Raw genomic sequence first — 19722 nt, 5'->3', positions numbered from 1 at the left:
TGTTTTTGTTATTTACCATAGTTTCTTAACACATCCTCGTAGAGGGCGCGGATTCTCAAGCCTACTTTTTCCCACGTAATTCCATCCACTTCCTTCTTGCCCTCTTCCTGCAGATATCGGAAGAGAGCGGGATTGGTGCAGAGGGAATAAATGGCATCTGCCATTGCATGAATGTCCCAATAATCGGTCTTGATGACCTTATCAAGGATTTCACCGCATCCCGACTGTTTGGAAATGATGGAAGGGGTTCCACACTGCATGGCTTCCAATGGAGCGATACCGAAAGGCTCGGAAACGGAAGGCATAACGAATACATCACTGTTCTTGTAAACCTCATATACCTGCTTTCCCTTCATGAAGCCCGGGAAATGAAAGCGGTCGGCAATACCCCGTTCGGCTGCCAGATTAATCATAGCATTCATCATATCGCCCGAACCGGCCATTACGAAACGAATGTTACGCGCACGTTTCAACACGAGTGCAGCAGCTTCCACAAAGTATTCGGGCCCCTTCTGCATCGTGATACGTCCCAAGAAGGTAACCACCTTCTCCTTGGTATGTTCGGGACGAGGTATATCCTGATATTCCTGCGAAAGCGGATATACAGCATTGTGCATTGCAAACACTTTGTTAGGGTTCTGGTGATACTGCTCAATCACCGTGCGGCGGGTCAGCTCGGACACACACATGATGCAGTCGGCATAATCCATACCGTTCTTCTCCATAGAATAGACGGTAGGATTGACTTTTCCACGCGAGCGGTCAAAGTCCGTAGCATGGACATGGATGCAAAGCGGCTTTCCGCTCACCATTTTGGCATGTACTCCGGCAGGATACGTCAGCCAGTCATGGGCATGGATAATATCAAATTCCTGCTGGCGAGCCACTACTCCGGCAATCACCGAGAAATTGTTTATCTCTTCGTGCAGGTTGCCGGGATAACCGCCGGCAAAATCCATGCAGCCTATGTCATTGACGTGCATATAAGAGAAATCCGAATAGATATGGTCGCGGAAAGAATAATAATCTTCCGGTGTCATGTTGCGCGTCAGCCTCGACTTCAAATAATTGTAATCGACATCACGCCACACGATGGGCACCTGGTTCATGCCCACTATCTTCAAGAAATCCTCTTCTTCACCCGTCGGCTTGGGCATGCAGAAAGTAGTTTCCACATCACCCTGCAAACTTAATCCCTTAGTTATTCCATAAGAAGCAACCGCAAGACCACCATATATTTTGGGAGGGAATTCCCATCCAAACATTAAAACTTTCATCTTCGTTCCTCCTTTTATAAATTATATTTAGACAATAACTTCAAGATACGCAGGATTTCTGCCGTATTCATGGCAAATGACACTGCCCCTCTTCCTACAAACGGAGGATTACCATCGAAGAGTTCGGGCAATGCGCCAATACAGTGGGAAGTCATTTCATCTTCCATACCGATAAGGTATCTCTCTACAAACGACACGCCACTCACTTTATAGATGCGCAGATATGCTTCCATGTAGAAACCCATCAGCCACGGCCATGCCGTACCCTGATGATAGGCATAATCCCTTTGCATCTGGGGACCTACATAATTCGGATTGTATCCGCCACTCTTGGGGCTCAGAGTACGCAAGCCCTTCGGAGTCAACAGTTCTTTCGTCACAATATCGAGCACCTGCTTCTTCTGCGACCTATCCAAAGGAGAATAGTCAAAGGCAACGGTAAATATCATGTTGGGGCGTACGCTCCAATCCATCATATAACCATCCACATAGTCGAACAGATAACCATACTCATTGCGGAAAACGTTTACGAAAGACTTTCCGGTTATTTCCGCCTGAGCGTCCAGAGTATCGGCAAGAATTTCATTGCCTCCCTCCCGAACCATATCGGCCACAAAACGCAAGGCATTATACCACAGTGCATTCACTTCCACAATGTAGCCCGTACGCGGAATAACCGGACGGCCATTGGCGGTGGAATTCATCCAGGTAACCGCTTTTTCGGTGCCATTGGTATACAACAGTCCGTTTTCGTGCAGGAAGAGATTGTCGTGCCTGCGTTCACGGATATAGTCAACAATCTCCTCGAGAAGATTACCGTACATCTGCCGGCAATTTTCACGCGAAGTCTCCTTGGCATACTGCTGCAAAGCCCAGACAGCCCACAACAGCACATCCGGATGCTCCATTTCGTATATCTTGTAGGAGGAAGGTTCTCCATTGATAAACTCGCGGATAGCCTTTTCCGCTGTTTTCATCACGTCTTCAAATTCATCCTGCTCGCCTAAGGCCAAAGTAAGACCAGGCAAAGAGATGAACAAGTCACGGGCGCGGCACTTGAACCAGGGATAGCCTGCAAGCACATAATGCTCCTCTCCCTGCTTGTTGTGGAACTGGTGCGCCGAATTTTTCAGACAGTGGTAGAAACTGTCACGCGGAGTGCGGTCGGCCACCTCAGACTCAAACGTCTGCTTCAACTTACGGGGAGAAATCTCGGAGATACCGGCGGAGAAGACCACGCTTTCACCTTTCTTTATATCCACTTCAAAATATCCCGGCACATAAAGGTCTTCGTTGAAGTCATATCCGCGTTCCTGTTCTTTAGAATACTCGATACCACGATACCAGTCAGGCTGAAAGTGGAACTCATTCTTTTTGTTGAGCTGCATGAACAACTCAGGATAACCGGGATACATGCAAGTTTTAATGCCATTCTCCACCAACTGGTAGTCGCGGCTTGCCTGCGCATTTTCGTGCGTGTACTCGCGCACACTGCGGAATGCCAGGAAAGGGCGGAATCTGAGTGTGGTTGCCGAATGGGCATCGACCAAGGTATAACGAATCAGAATCCGATTTTCATGATGTACGAAAATCTTTTCCTTACGAAGGATGACGCCTCCTACACGATAAGTAGTTGTCGGGATGTTTTCACAGTCGAACTCTCGGATGTACTTGTGTCCGTTGGGACTGAAGTGATTTCCTTGATACTTATGTAACCCCAAGTTGAACTCCGCACCGTGCTGAATTACAGTTTCATCCAAAGAAGACAGCAGCACATGGTTTTCATCATCGAGATTGGGGACTGGTATCACCAACAGACCGTGATATTTGCGTGTGTTACAATCTACAATTGTTGTACAATGATAGGCTCCTGATCTATTCGTCCGCAAGATCTCCCTTGGCAAAGATTCTTGCAGATTAATCATCAGGGTCTTGTCAAATCGTAAATAACTCATAGTTGTGCATTATTTAAAGGTTAATTATTTCGGTATATGCGCTACAAGCCATGTAGCGATGCCCAAAAATACGAATTAAAGCTTATAGCCAAAATAAAAAGTCAGTTTTTTTTCGGTTTTCGTCAAATATTCCGTAGTATTGTACAAAAATAGCAATCAACGTACGAAATATGAAGCATGACATACAGAAAATGGCATTGGCAGCGGTTATACCTCTATTCCTGCTATTCATTTTATACATTTTGAAGTTTTTGGAGATAGGCATGGATTGGAACTTCACGCAACTGGGAGTATATCCGATGGAACAGCGGGGCATGTTCGGAATTTTCGCACACCCACTGGTACACAGCAGTTTCAAGCATCTGTTCGCCAATACGATTCCACTTTTTTTCCTGATGTGGTGCCTGTTCTATTTCTACCGCCACATAGCCCCCTACATCTTTTTTGCCATTTGGATAGGATGCGGTACGCTTACCTTTCTTATAGGGAAACCGGGATGGCATATCGGAGCCAGCGGCATCATATACGGACTGGCATTCTTTCTGTTCTTCAGCGGCATACTGCGCAGGCACGTACCGCTCACCGCCATTTCATTGCTGGTAACGTTTCTATATGGCGGCCTGGTATGGAACATGTTCCCTCAGTTTGCCAAGACGACCACTTCCTGGGAAGGGCACCTCAGTGGAGCCATAGCAGGCACGTTGTGTGCCATAGGCTTTATGGGATACGGTCCCCAACGGCCTGACCCGTTTGCCGGAGAGGAAGACGAGGAAGACGATGAGGAAGATAAGGAAGACAATGAGGATGAGGACGATAGGAAGGAAGAGAAAAAGAACGAGGATTCGTCTACAAGGATTGAATAGCACGTTTAAGAAACAATAAAAAAACAAAAAGAGGGGTAAAGAGTTTACAGTACACCTTGATAATGTCTATTTTTGTTTCAAAACAAGAAGAAAAAGCATTATGAATACAATGTTTGATACATTATTGCAACTGCCACTCTTTCAAGGACTCGCACAAGAAGACTTTACCAATATCCTGGGAAAAGTAAAACTGGACTTTACGAAGCACAAGGCAGGCGAAGTCATTGTGAAAGCAGGCGACACATGCAGTCAACTGATATTTGTATTGAAGGGTGAAGTTTCCTCATACACATCATCTGCGGATGCATCATACAGTTTCACGGAATATTATCAGGCACCCTACGTCATAGAGCCGCAATCTTTGTTCGGAATGAACACCTCCTACGTTTCAACCCACACAGCTCAGACAGAAACCCACACCGTAAGCATCAGCAAGGCTTTCGCCATGAGCGAATTGTTCAGATACGACATATTCCGCCTGAATTACATGAATATCATCAGCAACCGCGCCCAAAGCCTGAACAACCGTCTTTGGGCGAAAACCGCCGACAACCTTGAAAAACGTATCGGCAACTTTATCCTGACACATACCGAACGTCCGTCGGGCAGGAAAATACTGAAAATTAAAATGGAAGAATTGGCCCAGGTAGTCAATGATACCCGCATGGGAGTATCGAGAGCGTTGAACAGCATGCAGGAGAAAGGCCTGCTCGAACTGCGCAGAGGCGAGATAATGATTCCCGACGCGGAAAAGCTCTTATAGCCACCTGAGCCGGGGTTTACTACAGCACCTTGTCTATCGCTTTCTTTATCAAGGTTTCCATCACTTTATATCCTTCCAAAGTGGGGTGTACCCCGTCTTTGGTATACGAGGGGTTCAAGGCGTTATTACCGCCTTCCACTTCTACCATCTCACTGTAATAGTCGACATAAGGAATCTTGTTTTCCCGGGCATACTTCCGGATTCTGGCATTCAACTGCATTATCTTTTGAGGAGCATCCTTGACAGAAGGGTTCCAGCCAAAGGCAGCAGCAGGCAGCACAGAGGTCAAAATCACCTTTATCTTATTGGTCCGTGCCAACTCTACCATAGACACTATATTTCCAAAAGTGTATTCTTCATTATAAGCGCCTGCATTTTCCGCTACGTCATTGGTACCTGCGTTTATCACGACCAGCGCCGGAGCAAGCTTGATGACATCTTCGCGAAAACGGAGCAGAAAATGAGAAGAGGTCTGCCCGCTTATGCCACGGCCCACATAACCGTTGTCCTCAAAGAAAGCGGCATCGTTTGCCACCCATCCTTCCGTGATGGAGTTTCCCATAAAAACCACCCGGTTCTTTTGCTTTCCCTTTCGCAGCAATTCCTTGTTTGCCTCTGCATAGCGTTTCAAATTTCCCCAATCCTGCTTTTGTGCGTCAGAGGCTACCCAGGGGAAGCACAAAAAGACAGCAATCATACATAAAAGTTTCATCGTTCTATTCATTATTATTCTATTTATAAAAAACGGGAATGTGCCAAAACACCAAAAATATGAAAATCACCCCTGTCACAGATATCTGTAGCAAGGATGATTTTGTTAAAGAGAAGGTTTTGACACACCCTCATCACTATCATTGGTCAATCTCACTCCCACTCTATTGTGCTGGGTGGTTTTGAAGAGATGTCGTATGTGACGCGGTTCACGCCTTTCACCTTATTTATAATGTCGTTGGACACCTTGCCCAAGAATTCATAGGGCAAATGCGCCCAGTCGGCTGTCATGGCATCGGTGGAAGTGACGGCACGCAAGGCCACTGCACGTTCGTAGGTACGTTCGTCGCCCATGACGCCCACACTCTGTACGGGCAGAAGAATGACACCAGCCTGCCACACCTGATGGTAGAGCGATGTCTCGTTGCCGTCGGCATCCTCCACTTTCCAGTCGCGCAAGCCCTGGATGAAAATATCGTCGGCTTCCTGCAAAGTATGCACCTTCTCCGGTGTTATATCCCCCAGGATACGGACAGCCAGTCCCGGACCAGGAAAAGGATGACGGGTAATCAGATGTTCGGGCATTCCCAATTCGCGTCCCACGCGGCGTACTTCGTCCTTGAACAGCCACTGCAACGGCTCGCACAGACGGAGGTTCATCTCCTCGGGCAGACCGCCCACGTTGTGATGGCTCTTGATGGTCTTGCCCGTAATGTTCAGACTCTCGATACGGTCGGGATAAATGGTGCCTTGTGCCAACCAGCGGGCATCGGTTATCTTGTGCGCTTCGGCATCGAAGACTTCGACAAAATCGCGGCCGATGATTTTACGCTTCTGCTCAGGCTCGGTCACTCCCTCCAGATCCTTGAAGAACTTCTCGCTGGCATCCACGCCAATCACGTTCAACCCTAAGCACTCGTAGTCGTTCATCACATTCTTGAACTCATTCTTACGAAGCAGCCCGTGGTCTACGAAGATGCAGGTCAGGTTCTTGCCGATGGCACGATGCAGCAACACGGCGGCTACCGAAGAATCAACACCGCCACTCAGTCCCAGGATAACGCGGTCGTTGCCAAGCTGCTCCTTCAGTTCGGCCACAGTGGTATCTACAAACGATGCAGCGCTCCAGCTCTGGCTGCAACCGCAAACGTCTACCACAAAGTTACGCAGCATCTGCGTACCATCCTCGCTATGGAATACTTCCGGATGGAACTGCACTCCCCACATGTCTTCACCTTCTGCCTGGTAGGCGGCAATCGCCACCTTATCCGTAGAAGCTATAGGCTTAAAGTTATCGGGAATGGCGGTAATCGTGTCTCCGTGGCTCATCCACACCTGTGTATTCTTCCTTACCCCTTTAAAAAGGACGTTCTCCGAATCGAACGAGCCGAGATGGGCACGCCCATACTCGCGGGTACCGGCTGGTTCCACCCGTCCGCCGTTGCTGTAAGAGATGAACTGTGCACCGTAGCAGATACCCAGGATGGGGTATTTCCCGCGAATCCCGCTCAAATCTACCTTGAATGCACTCTCATCATAAACCGAAAAGGGGCTACCCGAAAGGATAACTCCTTTTACACTCTCATCTCCGTATGGAAACTTGTTGTAAGGCACAATCTCGCAATAGACATTCAATTCGCGCAACCGACGGCCGATGAGCTGCGTGGTTTGCGAACCGAAATCAAGAATAACAATCTTCTCTTGCATATAAATCCGTATAGACTTTAATAAATGATTTGCAAAAGTAGAAAAAAGTAAGGGAATATTTCGTAAAATCTGCGATTTATTTCCCGAACTCCACCAATTCCACGCCTTCACCCAACACACGGCGATAACCGTCCGCTTGTTTGCTCCGCTCGGGAATGAACTGCACACGCACTGCCCGCACCTGCTCTACACTTACCTCTTCGGGGCTGTCCACCCCTTTTCCGGCACAACTCAGTTTGTAGTAGAACGACCCCAGACCGTCCAGATGCACACTGCGCCCGTTTTCGAGATAGAACGCCATCACTTCGGGCATGGCACGGATAACGGCATGCACATCAGCCGGGGTTACCGTGCATTTGCGACTGATGGCTTCGCCCAATTCTTGCGTATTCACAGGATGCTTCAACACACACGCACGAGGAAACCATTTGAATTTTCCCGCTATTTTGGCACGGCTTTTCTTAAAGAACATAATTTTTTCGTTATTTGAGATTCATACAAGCCGGAAGTCAGGCCGGCCATCCCGCAGGAAGAAGATTGATTGAAAGCCTTACAATGCTTTATTAAAAGGCTTTCAATTACATATTAAAAGGCTTTCAATCATCATTCACTCCTATACTCCGCATCTCTCCGTCCAAGAGGCAGGCGCACAGAGCCACAATCACTTCCGTTCTTTCAGCAAGTCACGGATTTCGGTCAGCAGCACCTCTTCCCTGCTCGGTGCTGGAGGAGCCGGAGGAGCGGCAGGTGCCTCTTCTTTCTTCTTTTCAGTCAGCTTGGTCAGCAACTTGATGAACATGAAAATGGAGAAGGCAATGATCAGAAAATCAAAAGTTACCTGAAGGAAGTTACCATAATTCAACGTAACAGCAGCAACCACTTCTTTTCCATCTTCCAAAACAGCCGGTTTCAGCACCCACTTTAAATCCGTAAAGTTGACACCGCCCACCAGCAATCCGATAGGAGGCATAATCACATCTGCCACAATGGAAGAGACGATTTTTCCGAATGCCCCACCGATAATCACGCCGACAGCCATATCTATCACATTGCCCTTCATGGCAAAAGCCTTAAATTCCTGTAAAAACGAACATTTTCCCATCTTTTCAATTATTTAATTATGATTTTGGTTACGAATATAAAAACATTTTCTTACTTTTGCACCGCAAATCTGGAAGAAATGCAATTTATAGACGAAAGTTTATTTTTAAACATTATAAAACCCTTAAAAGTTTAAACAAAATGATTAAAGTAGGTATTAATGGATTCGGACGTATCGGACGTTTCGTTTTCCGCGCTGCAATGAAGAGAAACGATATTCAGATCGTAGGTATCAACGACCTTTGCCCGGTAGATTACTTGGCTTACATGCTGAAGTATGATACTATGCACGGCCAATTCGACGGTACTATCGAAGCAGATGTTGAAAACAGCAAATTGATCGTTAACGGCCAGGCTATCCGCATCACTGCAGAAAGAAACCCGGCTGACTTGAAATGGAACGAAGTAGAGGCAGAATATGTTGTAGAATCTACAGGTTTGTTCCTGAGCAAAGACAAAGCACAAGCTCACATCGAAGCTGGCGCAAAATATGTTGTAATGTCTGCTCCTTCTAAGGATGACACTCCGATGTTCGTTTGCGGTGTTAACGAAAAGACTTACGTTAAGGGTACTCAATTCGTATCTAACGCTTCTTGTACTACCAACTGCTTGGCTCCTATCGCTAAGGTATTGAACGACAAATGGGGTATCACTGACGGTTTGATGACTACCGTTCACTCTACAACTGCTACTCAAAAGACAGTTGACGGTCCTTCTATGAAAGACTGGAGAGGTGGTCGTGCTGCTTCCGGTAACATTATCCCGTCTTCTACCGGTGCTGCCAAGGCTGTAGGTAAAGTTATTCCGGCATTGAACGGCAAGCTGACCGGTATGTCTATGCGTGTTCCGACTTTGGACGTATCTGTAGTTGACTTGACAGTTAACTTGGCTAAGCCCGCTACTTATGCTGAAATCTGCGCTGCCATGAAGGAAGCTTCTGAAGGCGAATTGAAAGGTGTTCTGGGTTACACTGAAGATGCAGTTGTTTCTTCTGACTTCTTGGGTGACACTCGTACTTCTATCTTCGATGCTAAGGCTGGTATCGCTTTGACTGATACTTTCGTTAAGGTTGTATCTTGGTATGATAACGAAATCGGTTATTCTAACAAGGTTCTCGACCTGATTGCTCATATGGCATCGGTTAACTGCTAATATACAGTTAGAAAATAATAAAAAACAGGCGGCTTCTATGAAGTCGCCTGTTTTTTTTGCAACTTTGCAGGAAGTTCGAGCTTTATTGATAAAAGTAATCATGAAAAAACTTATATTCACTTTAATTTCGTTCTGCATCATGACAAGTTGTACAACCGACCAGAAAAATCCTTTTTTCGAGACGTACTCCACACTACACGGGGCCGTTCCGTTCGATAAGATAGAAATCACCCACTTTGAGCCGGCAATCCGCGAAGGCATCCGCAGGCAACAGGCAGAAATCGATGCCATCACCGGCAATCCCGAAGCTCCGACCTTTGCCAACACCATATTGGCATACGAGAAGTCCGGTGATATGCTCCAGCGTGCCGGCACCGTGTTCGGCAACCTGCTTAGCGCGGAGACCAACGACGAATTGCAGGAGCTTGCACGCAAGATGATGCCGCTGATGAGCCAGCACGAAAACAACATCAGCCTGGACGAGAAGCTGTTTGCCCGTATCAAGACCGTCTACGAACAGCAAGACAAGGAAGGGCTGAACTCCGAACAGAAGAAACTGCTGGAGAACATCTACAACGGGTTTGTGCGCAGCGGTGCCAACCTCAAGGGCGAGGCAAAAGACAAATACCGCGCCTTGAGCCAGGAGCTCAGCCTGCTCACCTTGCAATTCAGCGAGAATGCGCTGAAGGAGACGAACGACTACCAACTGGTGATTACGGACTCCACCCAACTTTCCGGCCTGCCGGAAAGCGCCATAGAAGCCGCTGCAGAGACAGCCGGAGAAAAAGGCGTCGAAGGCTGGGTATTCACCTTGCAGGCTCCCAGCTATGGCCCTTTCCTGACGTATGCGGACAACCGTGACCTGCGTCATGAGCTGTATATGGCCTATAATACGAAATGTACGCACAACAATGCCAGCAACAACCTGGAAATCGTAAAAAAACTGGCCAATGTCCGTATGGAGATTGCCCAACTCTTAGGGTATGACAACTTTGCCGAATACAACCTACAGGAGCGCATGGCACAGAACAGTGAGTCCGTGTATAAGCTGCTGGACCAACTGCTGGAGGCTTACACGCCTACCGCCAAACAAGAATATGCCGAGGTGCAAGCCCTGGCACGCCAGACGGAAGGAGAAGACTTCGCTCTGATGCCGTGGGACTGGGCGTACTATTCTCATAAACTGAAAGACCGGAAGTTCAATATTGACGATGAGCTGCTCCGCCCTTACTTTGAGCTGAACAATGTGAAGAAAGGCGTATTCGGTCTTGCCACCAAGCTGTACGGCATCACCTTTAAGAAGAATCCGGATATTCCCGTCTATCATAAGGATGTGGATGCTTACGAGGTATTCGACAAAGACGGGAAATTCCTAGCCGTGTTCTATGCCGACTTCCACCCCCGGGCAGGCAAGCGCTCGGGAGCCTGGATGACCAGCTACAAGGAACAGTGGATTGACGAAAAAACCGGCGAGAACAGCCGTCCCCACATATCCATCGTGATGAACTTCACCAAACCGACACAGGGCAAGCCTGCTTTGCTGACCTTCGACGAAGTAGAAACCTTCCTGCACGAATTTGGACACAGCCTGCATGGTATGTTTGCCAATTCCACCTACGGAAGCCTGAGCGGAACCAACGTATATTGGGACTTTGTAGAACTCCCCTCCCAATTCATGGAGAACTTCGCCATCGAAAAGGAATTCCTCCATACGTTTGCCCGCCATTATCAGACCGGAGAACTGATACCGGACGAACTGGTACAGCGCATCGTGGATTCATCCAACTTCAATGCGGCGTACGCCTGCCTCCGCCAGGTAAGTTTCGGCTTGCTCGATATGGCCTGGTACACACGCAATACCCCGTTTGAAGGTGACGTGAAAGCCTATGAAAAGAAGGCTTGGGAAAAAGCACAGATTCTGCCTTCTGTGGCAGAAGCCTGCATGAGCACACAATTCTCCCATATCTTTGCCGGAGGATATTCTGCCGGATATTATAGTTACAAGTGGGCAGAGGTGCTGGATGCAGATGCTTTCTCGCTATTCAAGCAGACGGGCATCTTCAACCCGGAGACCGCCGCCTCCTTCCGCGAGAATATCCTTTCCAAAGGCGGAACGGAGCATCCGATGGCTCTCTATAAACGCTTCCGTGGACAAGAGCCTACAATCGACGCATTATTAATCAGAAATGGAATAAAGAAATGAAAAAACTTATAAGGAACATCAGTTGTATGCTGCTCGTGCTTTCGTTGCTTCCCCTGCTAAGCAGTTGCGACAACGAGGACGATGTTATCGGGATATTCACAGGGAAGACGTGGAAGCTCAGCCGGCTCACCAATAAGGACAGTAACAGACAGTTCTATTCAGGTTTATGGCAGGATGAAAAGGCCGAGAGAAAAAGCAGAGAAGCACTTAAGACAGAAGGCAACTTCACTCTAAACTTTGAAGGTACCGAACTGGATGGAGAATTGATGGGCACCAGCGTCAACGGACAAGGCATCAACTCAAGCGTCAACGGAACCTGGAGTGCCGATGGAAAATCGCAATCATTGAACTTCAACCTAAAAATCAGCGGCTCTGCAGAGAGCGATGCACTGGCCAAGGCATTCATCTCCGGACTGCAAAACGTGTACAAGTATGAAGGGGATGCCAATTCACTGACCCTCTATTTTAAAGACGGACCGACAACCAGAATCATGGGATTCACCCCGCAACAATAAAACATAAATATAATGGACGATTCTACAAAAGACAAACAAGAAGCATTGGACAAGCGTTATATACGTATGGCAAGCATTTGGGCTGAAAATTCGTATTGCAAACGCCGCCAGGTCGGTGCACTGATTGTAAAAGACAAGATGATTATCTCTGACGGCTACAACGGTACCCCTTCCGGCTTTGAGAATGTGTGTGAAGAGGAGAACAACGTAACCAAACCATACGTGCTCCATGCCGAAGCAAACGCCATAACCAAAATAGCCCGTTCGAACAACAGTAGTAACGGTGCTACCATGTACGTCACTGCCTCCCCCTGCATAGAATGCGCCAAACTGATTATCCAAGCAGGCATCAAGCGAGTGGTCTACTCCGAAAAATACCGCCTGGAGGATGGTGTCGAACTTTTGAAACGAGCAGGCATCGAGGTGGTGTTTATTTCAATGGATAATGGAAAGTTAAAATCGGAGGCTGCTTGTGCATCCGAACAGTAAATTGTAAATAGTCTAATAGTAAATAAACATCATGAGTACAAAAAACACATCCCGCTTTATGCCGCTTATCATCGCAATCAGTGTAGTAGCGGGAATTCTTATCGGAACGTTTTACGCCAGGCATTTTGCCGGTAACAAACTGGGAATCATCAATAGCTCGTCCAACAAGCTGAATGCTTTGCTGCGTGTTATTGACGACCAGTATGTGGATACCGTCAACATGACCGATCTGGTAGAAAAGGCCATGCCGCAGATATTGGCGGAACTTGACCCCCACTCCACCTACATCCCCGCACAGAAACTGGAAGAGGTCAATTCCGAACTTGAAGGCAGTTTCAGCGGTATAGGTATCCAGTTCACCATTCAAGAAGACACGATACACGTGAACAGCGTGATTCCCGGCGGACCGTCCGAGAAAGTGGGTCTGATGGCAGGCGACCGCATTGTGATGGTCAACGACAGCCTATTTGCAGGCAAAGGCCTGACAAATGAAAAGGCCATGCGCAATCTGAAAGGTCCGAAAGGCAGTCAGGTGAAGTTGGGTGTCAAGCGTGCCACGGAAAAGGAATTGCTCGAATTCACCATTACACGCGGCGACATCCCGCAAAACACCATTGATGCAGCCTATATGGTCGACGATGACTACGGATATATACAAATCAGCAAATTCGGACGTACCACGCATGTAGAACTGTTGAATGCAATAGCACAACTGAGTCATGAGAAGTGCAAAGGACTGATTATCGACCTGCGCGACAATACCGGAGGCTACATGGAAGCAGCCACGCGCATGGTGAACGAATTCTTGCCGGAAGGAAAATTGATAGTATATACCCATGGCCGCAAATACCCCCGCATGGAGGAATATGCCAACGGCACCGGCAGTTGCCAAAAACTGCCGCTGGTAGTATTGGTAAACGAAAGTTCTGCTTCGGCCAGCGAAATCTTTGCAGGCGCCATTCAGGACAATGACCGCGGAACCATTGTAGGACGCCGTTCCTTCGGCAAAGGACTCGTACAGCAGCCCATCGACTTCAGTGACGGTTCCGCCATCCGCCTGACCATTGCCCGCTATTACACTCCATCGGGCCGTTGCATCCAGCGTCCTTACGAAAACGGCAAGGACAGCAAATACGAAATGGACTGGATTACCCGTTACGAACACGGCGAATTCTTCTCCAAAGACAGTATCAAACTGGACGAAAAACTGCGTTACTCTACCGGCTTAGGTAGACCCGTATACGGAGGAGGAGGCATTATGCCAGACGTATTCGTTCCGCAAGACACTACCGGAGTATCTTCTTACCTGATAGAAGTAAGCAACAAGGGACTGATTCTGCAATTCAGCTTCCAGTATACCGATCGTAACCGCACGAAATTGAGTGAATACAACAATGAAGTGGATTTGTTGAAGTACCTTCGCCACCAAGGTGTTGTGGAACAGTTTGTACGTTTTGCAGACTCCAAGGGAGTAAAGCGACGCAACCTGCTTATCCACAAGTCCTACAAGCTACTGGAAAGGAGCATTTACGGCAACATTATCTACAACATACTGGGGAGGGAGCAATACATCCGCTACATCAACCAGAGCGATGCTACCGTCAAGAAGGCACTAGATATTCTGGAACGTGGAGAGGCATTCCCAAAAGCCCCGGAAGCAACACCAATCATAGAGGATAAAAAAGATGATGGAAAAGAAAGAAGAACTGCGCAGGCAGATAGCTTTGTTGAAGACCCGACACAGCTCTTCCGCTATGCGTCAGTCTGCTGAAATACTTGCCGCCCTCGAGGCACACCCTGCTTTCAGGGCGGCAAAAACCGTACTGCTTTACCACTCTCTCAAAGACGAAGTGGATACACACGAATTTATCCGGAAGTGGAACCGCAAAAAGCGGATACTGCTTCCGGTAGTTGCAGGTGACGGCCTGGAACTGCGACTGTACACCGGACCTGAGGACTTGAAACCCGGTGCATACGGCATCAAAGAACCGACCGGCAAGTTATTTACCGACTATGCAGACATTGACTTCATTGTGGTTCCCGGCGTGGCATTCGACCGTAACGGCAACCGTCTTGGGCGCGGTAAAGGTTACTACGACCGGCTTCTGCCCCACATCCCATCAGCCTACAAAGCCGGCATCTGTTTCCCGTTTCAACTCGTAGAAGAAGTTCCTGCAGAACCATTTGACATACGCATGGATGAAATAATAACGCAATGAAAACCAATTATCATACACACACCACACGCTGCATGCATGCCACCGGAGATGACGAAGACTATGTGCTCAGTGCCATCAAAGGCGGTTACCGGATACTCGGTTTCTCAGACCATACTCCTTGGAAATACCGTACCGACTACGTAGCCGACATGCGGATGCTCCCCGAAGAGCTTCCCGGCTACGTGGAGAGCCTCAAGATGCTCCGTGGAAAATACCACGACCGGATAGACATCAGGATAGGACTTGAATGTGAATACTTCCCCCAACATATCCATTGGCTGAAAGAACAAATCAAGAAGTACCGGCTGGACTATATCATCTTCGGAAACCATCACTACCACACCGATGAAAAATTTCCCTATTTCGGCCATCATACGGACAGCCGCGATATGCTCGACCTTTACGAAGAAAGCGCCATCGAAGGTATGGAAAGCGAATTATTCTCTTGTCTTGCCCATCCGGACTTGTTCATGCGCTCCTATCCGAAGTTCGACCACCATTGCTCTACCATCAGCCGGCACATCTGCCGTACTGCTGCACGCCTGAATGTCCCGCTGGAATACAATATAGGCTATGTAGCCTACAATGAAGCGCACGGTTTATCCACATACCCATGCCCGGAGTTCTGGCGAATCGCTGCCAATGAAGGCTGTACAGCCATCATCGGACTGGATGCGCATGACAACAAGGATTTGGAAACTCCGGTGTATTATGACCGGGCAGTCCGGGAATTGAAGGAACTGAAGATTGAAAGAATAGATGAGCTGAGGATGCTGACAGACCGGTGATAATTTATCTGAATATGATATTTGTTATGACCTGCGCCCCCACATGACGGTTCAAGTTGCGCACCAACAACTCACGCCCCATCATCAGTTCCTGGCGCAGGGCAGCAGAAGCGAGGTGCACATAAAGCACCTGGTTCTTTATATAAAGTTCGCGGGTGTAGGAAGCAATGGTAGGCCCCAGCACTTCGGGCCACGCACTGATAAGCCGCCGTTCATTCAGCGGAGACTCCAGACTTTCCTGCCTGAGGTAATGACGGATAAGTTCACCTATCTGTTCGGCATTATTGCGCTTCATGCCTCTTCCTCCTTCATCTCGGCAACCGTTCCCTGCTCCACACGGAACATCTTATAATCACTGCCCACTTTATGCAGAATACAGTCCAGATGTTCACGGTTGGTATCTGTTATAAAAATCTGTCCAAAACTGTCGCTTGCCACCAACTTGATGATTTGCTCCACACGCGAGGCATCCAGCTTGTCAAAAATATCGTCCAGCAACAACAAGGGAACAGTAGTCCCGGTACGTTTCAGGAAATCAAACTGTGCCAGCTTCAACGCCACAAGATAAGTCTTGTTCTGTCCCTGCGACCCTTCACGCTTGATAGGGAAATCCCCCAAAAGCATATTCAGTTCGTCCTTGTGCACACCGCGCAACGAATAACCCATAATCCGGTCGCGTACACGGCTTTCCTTCAGCACTTCCAGCAAAGAGACATCGCGGGCATGGGAATCATAACTCAATCCCACCTTCTCTCTATCCTGCGAAATGAATGAATAGAAAGACTGGAAAATAGGAATAAACTCACGGATAAAGGCCTCACGTTTGCGGAACACCACTTCGCCGGCTTGCGCCATCATCTCCTCCCAAACCAAAAAGAGTTCTTCTTCCACCGGCTGTTCACTCTTCAGCAAGGTATTCCGCTGCACCAGGGCTTTATTGTATCGTATCAAAGCTTCCAGATACTCTTTGTCGTACTGTGAGATGACTACATCCATAAAACGTCGGCGCTCATCACTACCTCCTGCTATCAACCCCGCATCGGCAGGAGAGACCATGACCAAAGGCAGAAAACCTATATGATCCGACAAACGCGTATACTCTTTCTTGTTGCGCTTAAACTGCTTCTTCTGTCGTCTCTTCATGCCACAGTATATTTCCTCAGGGGGTCCGCCGGCAGCCTCATAAAATCCTTGAATAACAAAGAAGTCGGCATCATGGCGGATATTCTGGGAATCAATGGGATTACCGGCACTTTTACAGAAAGACAAAAAATATACCGCATCCAGCAGATTCGTTTTCCCCATACCGTTCTGTCCGAAAAAACAGTTCAACTTGGGCGAGAATGAAAGCTCTGCCTGCTCCAAGTTCTTATAATTGAGTATAGATATACGCTTCAGTATCATTATAACAACGATGAGTTCGGTTACAAAGATAATACAAAACCGAAAGCAGTACAAAATAAGCCTGCTTATTTTTAATACAGAGGTGAAGCCCGGCTCATTGAAAAGTAGAAATAATTCCAGTGTTTTCTGATACAAAACAAAAAAAGATGCCGCTAAATTTCGTTGATAGCTATAAAAAACTTACTTTTGCGGGTCGAAATAGATAAATAAGAATAATAACAAAAAGATTATATAAAAATGGCAGAACAAAAAAAGACGAATGAAGCCTTAAACGTGGAGGATGCACTGACACAATCGGAGGCCTTTTTCATTAAAAACAAAAAAGCAATCATCGGCGCTGTAGCAGCAGTAATCATCATCATTGCCGGTGTAGTGATGTACAAGAACCTTTATGCAGACCCCCGTGAAGAAAAAGCACAAGCAGCCCTATTTAAAGGACAAGAATACTTTGAGGCAGACGCTTATGCACAAGCACTGAACGGCGACAGCATCGGTTTTGCTGGATTTACAAAAGTTGCAGACGAATACAGCGGCACAAAAGCAGCCAATCTTGCAAAAGCCTATATGGGTCTCTGCTATGCACACCTCGGCAAATATGACGAGGCAGTGAAAGCATTGGACAGCTTTGACGGAGATGACCAAATGGTTGCTCCTGCCATGAAAGGTGCCATGGGTAACTGCTATGCGCAGCTCGGTCAACTGGACAAAGCCGCTTCTATGCTGCTGAAAGCCGCCAACGAAGCTGACAACAACTCACTCAGCCCCATCTACCTACTGCAAGCCGGAGAAATCTTGGTAAAGCAAGGTAAGTATGACGATGCAATCCAGGCGTATACCACTATCAAGGATAAATACTTCCGTTCATACCAGGCAATGGATATCGACAAGTATATCGAACAAGCCAAACTGTTGAAGAAGTAATATACCTTATTATAAAGACATCTTAGGCACGGATTACACGGAAAACACGGAAAATAGCCGTGAATCCGTGTAGTCCGTGCCTCTTTCTTCTCCCCTCTCTCTTCTATCTTCAATTATTAGTTTTTAATTCTTAATTCCTTATTTATGGCAACAGCTTATCACAATCTTTCAGACTACGATTTCAGTTCTGTACCCAGCGCGGAAAAAATGAAATTCGGCATCGTTGTATCCGAGTGGAATTATAATATTACCGGTGCTCTCCTAAAAGGTGCTATAGACACCTTAAAAAGACATGGAGCCAAAGATGAAAATATCCTGGTAAAAACAGTACCTGGCAGTTTTGAACTGACTTTCGGTGCCAACCAACTTATCGAATACAGTGAAGTCGATGCAGTTATTGCAATTGGTTGTGTAATCAGAGGAGATACTCCACATTTTGATTATGTTTGCATGGGTGCTACCCAAGGAATCACCCAATTAAACGCAAGTGGCGATGTACCAGTAATTTACGGATTAATTACCACCAATACAATGGAGCAAGCAGAGGATCGCGCCGGTGGTAAGCTGGGCAATAAAGGAGACGAATGTGCAATTTCTGCAATAAAAATGATAGATTTTGCTTGGAGTTTACAAAAATAGTCGTATCTTTGCACCGCAATTGAGAAACAAACCTACTCAATGAGAGAATTGAAATAGAATCTTAAGTGCAAAGGGGCAAATACCAGAGTGGCCAAATGGGGCAGACTGTAAATCTGCTGGCTTACGCCTTCGGTGGTTCGAATCCATCTTTGCCCACAAAAATTGCGGAAGTAGCTCAGTTGATAGAGCATTAGCCTTCCAAGCTGAGGGTCGCGGGTTTGAGCCCCGTCTTCCGCTCTTAAGAGAATCCTGAAAGTCAAGCAATTGGCATTCAGGATTTCTTCTTTTAATGCTGACTGATTAAGGCGAATACAGGAAGCTGCATATATGTCAACAACACTTTATCCGGTTATGGATATGCGGAATTTACACGTCCAAAGAAAAAGAATGGAGCAGCCCGAAAACCCTGTGGACATGTTAATAATTAACTAATCATATTTGTGAGTACGCAAACAAGTACATATATTTACAGAATAAAAAGGAGGATTTATGAGAACAGCCAATTACACAGATTTAAGAGCCAACCTAAAAGGTTATATTGACTCGGTTTTTGGCGATAACTAAATATATAAAACATATCCTATTGTAAATCAAAGATATTAAATCGATTAATTAGCTATTAAGTCACAAATTGGCAACAAAAGTTTGAGGTAATTTTACTTTTGTGATTTTAGCAGGAGGCGTTTCTTATATAGGTTCATCAAATCGGTTGAGACTATATTACGGCGGTATCGGCATTTTTTAGTAATTTAGCGGAGTGAATCTCTTTGAATATGGATAGAATGATAGACGATTTCTTCATACCCGACAATGAGGTCAGGCTCCCGGAGGAGCTTGACTACAGCCGTGTGTCGGAATATGTGAGGTCGGCTGAGGCGTTCTCCCGCTCGACTTATCAGAGCGTCTATATCATTGACTATTTCAGGCAGAATTTCTTGTATGTGTCGCCCAATCCGATGTGTAACCATTCTATTTTCCGCCTTGACACGCATCGCAACCCAGCATATCTTTGCGC

The 19722-nt window shown here is 47.0% G+C and carries 19 protein-coding genes, 2 tRNA genes and 2 pseudogenes; 15 read left to right on the top strand and 8 right to left on the bottom strand.

The genetic code is table 11. The features are described from left to right. Positions 1 to 8 precede the first annotated feature (8 nt). Both E5355_RS12410 and E5355_RS12405 read right to left on the bottom strand, forming a co-directional pair. Entirely contained in the window at positions 9 to 1277 is a 1269-nt protein-coding gene (locus E5355_RS12410) for a glycosyltransferase family 4 protein (RefSeq protein WP_136010589.1), read from the bottom strand. Between the two features lie 14 nt (positions 1278 to 1291). After that, entirely contained in the window at positions 1292 to 3232 is a 1941-nt protein-coding gene (locus tag E5355_RS12405; protein WP_136010588.1) for a glycogen debranching enzyme N-terminal domain-containing protein, read from the bottom strand. Positions 3233 to 3402: 170 nt separating this feature from the next. Here E5355_RS12405 and E5355_RS12400 point away from each other — a divergent pair, with 170 nt between their 5' ends. Together E5355_RS12400 and E5355_RS12395 are read left to right on the top strand one after the other, a co-directional pair. Then, the gene (locus E5355_RS12400) at positions 3403 to 4095 is read left to right on the top strand and encodes a rhomboid family intramembrane serine protease (RefSeq protein ID WP_136010587.1); all 693 of its coding nucleotides are present in this window, start codon (positions 3403 to 3405) and stop codon (positions 4093 to 4095) included. Positions 4096 to 4195: 100 nt separating this feature from the next. Then, positions 4196 to 4858, top strand: coding sequence for a Crp/Fnr family transcriptional regulator (locus E5355_RS12395; RefSeq protein WP_136010586.1), 663 nt, complete (start codon positions 4196 to 4198; stop codon positions 4856 to 4858). Between the two features lie 19 nt (positions 4859 to 4877). Here E5355_RS12395 and E5355_RS12390 read toward each other — a convergent pair whose 3' ends face one another. From E5355_RS12390 to mscL, 4 genes are all read right to left on the bottom strand, one after another. Beyond that, the gene (locus E5355_RS12390; protein WP_136010585.1) at positions 4878 to 5570 is read right to left on the bottom strand and encodes an SGNH/GDSL hydrolase family protein; all 693 of its coding nucleotides are present in this window, start codon (positions 5568 to 5570) and stop codon (positions 4878 to 4880) included. Positions 5571 to 5722: 152 nt separating this feature from the next. After that, positions 5723 to 7276 (bottom strand): glutamine-hydrolyzing GMP synthase, encoded by a 1554-nt coding sequence (gene guaA, locus E5355_RS12385; protein ID WP_136010584.1) that lies wholly within the window; start codon positions 7274 to 7276, stop codon positions 5723 to 5725. 76 nt (positions 7277 to 7352) lie between these two features. Further along, positions 7353 to 7748, bottom strand: coding sequence for an HU family DNA-binding protein (locus tag E5355_RS12380; RefSeq protein WP_136010583.1), 396 nt, complete (start codon positions 7746 to 7748; stop codon positions 7353 to 7355). 189 nt (positions 7749 to 7937) lie between these two features. Beyond that, positions 7938 to 8378 carry a large-conductance mechanosensitive channel protein MscL gene (gene mscL, locus E5355_RS12375; protein WP_136010582.1) on the bottom strand — a complete coding sequence of 147 codons (441 nt, stop codon included), beginning with the start codon at positions 8376 to 8378 and terminating at the stop codon, positions 7938 to 7940. 140 nt (positions 8379 to 8518) lie between these two features. Between mscL and gap the strand changes: the two genes are divergently transcribed. The 7 genes from gap (at position 8519) to E5355_RS12340 (ending at position 15743) form a co-directional block, all read left to right on the top strand. Continuing rightward, positions 8519 to 9529 carry a type I glyceraldehyde-3-phosphate dehydrogenase gene (gap, locus tag E5355_RS12370; protein WP_005835458.1) on the top strand — a complete coding sequence of 337 codons (1011 nt, stop codon included), beginning with the start codon at positions 8519 to 8521 and terminating at the stop codon, positions 9527 to 9529. A gap of 100 nt (positions 9530 to 9629) precedes the next feature. After that, entirely contained in the window at positions 9630 to 11732 is a 2103-nt protein-coding gene (locus E5355_RS12365; protein WP_370282197.1) for a M3 family metallopeptidase, read from the top strand. Continuing rightward, positions 11729 to 12247, top strand: coding sequence for a DUF4847 family protein (locus E5355_RS12360; RefSeq protein ID WP_136010581.1), 519 nt, complete (start codon positions 11729 to 11731; stop codon positions 12245 to 12247). The genes E5355_RS12365 and E5355_RS12360 overlap by 4 nt, the downstream gene beginning before the upstream one ends. A 12-nt stretch (positions 12248 to 12259) precedes the next feature. Beyond that, positions 12260 to 12736, top strand: coding sequence for a deoxycytidylate deaminase (locus E5355_RS12355; protein ID WP_136010580.1), 477 nt, complete (start codon positions 12260 to 12262; stop codon positions 12734 to 12736). Between the two features lie 31 nt (positions 12737 to 12767). Further along, positions 12768 to 14507, top strand: coding sequence for a S41 family peptidase (locus E5355_RS12350; RefSeq protein ID WP_136010579.1), 1740 nt, complete (start codon positions 12768 to 12770; stop codon positions 14505 to 14507). After that, entirely contained in the window at positions 14425 to 14955 is a 531-nt protein-coding gene (locus E5355_RS12345; protein WP_136010610.1) for a 5-formyltetrahydrofolate cyclo-ligase, read from the top strand. Before E5355_RS12350 ends, E5355_RS12345 begins: the two co-directional genes overlap by 83 nt. Further along, entirely contained in the window at positions 14952 to 15743 is a 792-nt protein-coding gene (locus E5355_RS12340; protein ID WP_136010578.1) for a histidinol-phosphatase, read from the top strand. The genes E5355_RS12345 and E5355_RS12340 overlap by 4 nt, the downstream gene beginning before the upstream one ends. Positions 15744 to 15747: 4 nt before the next feature. On the opposite strand, the gene E5355_RS12335 is transcribed toward E5355_RS12340, so the two are convergent. Both E5355_RS12335 and recF read right to left on the bottom strand, forming a co-directional pair. Then, the gene (locus E5355_RS12335; protein ID WP_136010577.1) at positions 15748 to 16038 is read right to left on the bottom strand and encodes a DUF721 domain-containing protein; all 291 of its coding nucleotides are present in this window, start codon (positions 16036 to 16038) and stop codon (positions 15748 to 15750) included. Beyond that, complete coding sequence (recF, locus tag E5355_RS12330) at positions 16035 to 17147, bottom strand: DNA replication/repair protein RecF (protein WP_136010576.1); 1113 nt, start codon at positions 17145 to 17147, stop codon at positions 16035 to 16037. The genes E5355_RS12335 and recF overlap by 4 nt, the downstream gene beginning before the upstream one ends. A gap of 237 nt (positions 17148 to 17384) precedes the next feature. Between recF and E5355_RS12325 the strand changes: the two genes are divergently transcribed. The 6 genes and pseudogenes from E5355_RS12325 to E5355_RS12305 form a co-directional block, all read left to right on the top strand. Next, positions 17385 to 18068 (top strand): tetratricopeptide repeat protein, encoded by a 684-nt coding sequence (locus E5355_RS12325; RefSeq protein ID WP_136010575.1) that lies wholly within the window; start codon positions 17385 to 17387, stop codon positions 18066 to 18068. Positions 18069 to 18212: 144 nt separating this feature from the next. Beyond that, on the top strand, positions 18213 to 18707 hold the full coding sequence (gene ribH / locus E5355_RS12320) for a 6,7-dimethyl-8-ribityllumazine synthase (RefSeq protein WP_136010574.1): 495 nt from the start codon (positions 18213 to 18215) through the stop codon (positions 18705 to 18707). Positions 18708 to 18780: 73 nt separating this feature from the next. Beyond that, positions 18781 to 18863 (top strand) — tRNA-Tyr (locus E5355_RS12315). An 8-nt stretch (positions 18864 to 18871) separates the two neighbouring features. After that, positions 18872 to 18944: transfer RNA gene (locus tag E5355_RS12310), tRNA-Gly, on the top strand. Between the two features lie 252 nt (positions 18945 to 19196). Next, positions 19197 to 19265, top strand: a pseudogene (locus E5355_RS20380) (prevent-host-death protein); the annotation flags it as partial. 215 nt (positions 19266 to 19480) lie between these two features. Beyond that, a pseudogene (locus E5355_RS12305) lies at positions 19481 to 19722 on the top strand (hypothetical protein); the annotation flags it as partial.

This window comes from Bacteroides muris (ex Afrizal et al. 2022), assembly GCF_004793475.1.
In the GTDB taxonomy this organism is placed as follows: Bacteria; Bacteroidota; Bacteroidia; order Bacteroidales; family Bacteroidaceae; genus Bacteroides; species Bacteroides muris.
Note: the sequence above shows the minus strand (reverse complement) of the source record. Positions and strands in the feature narration are given on the sequence as shown.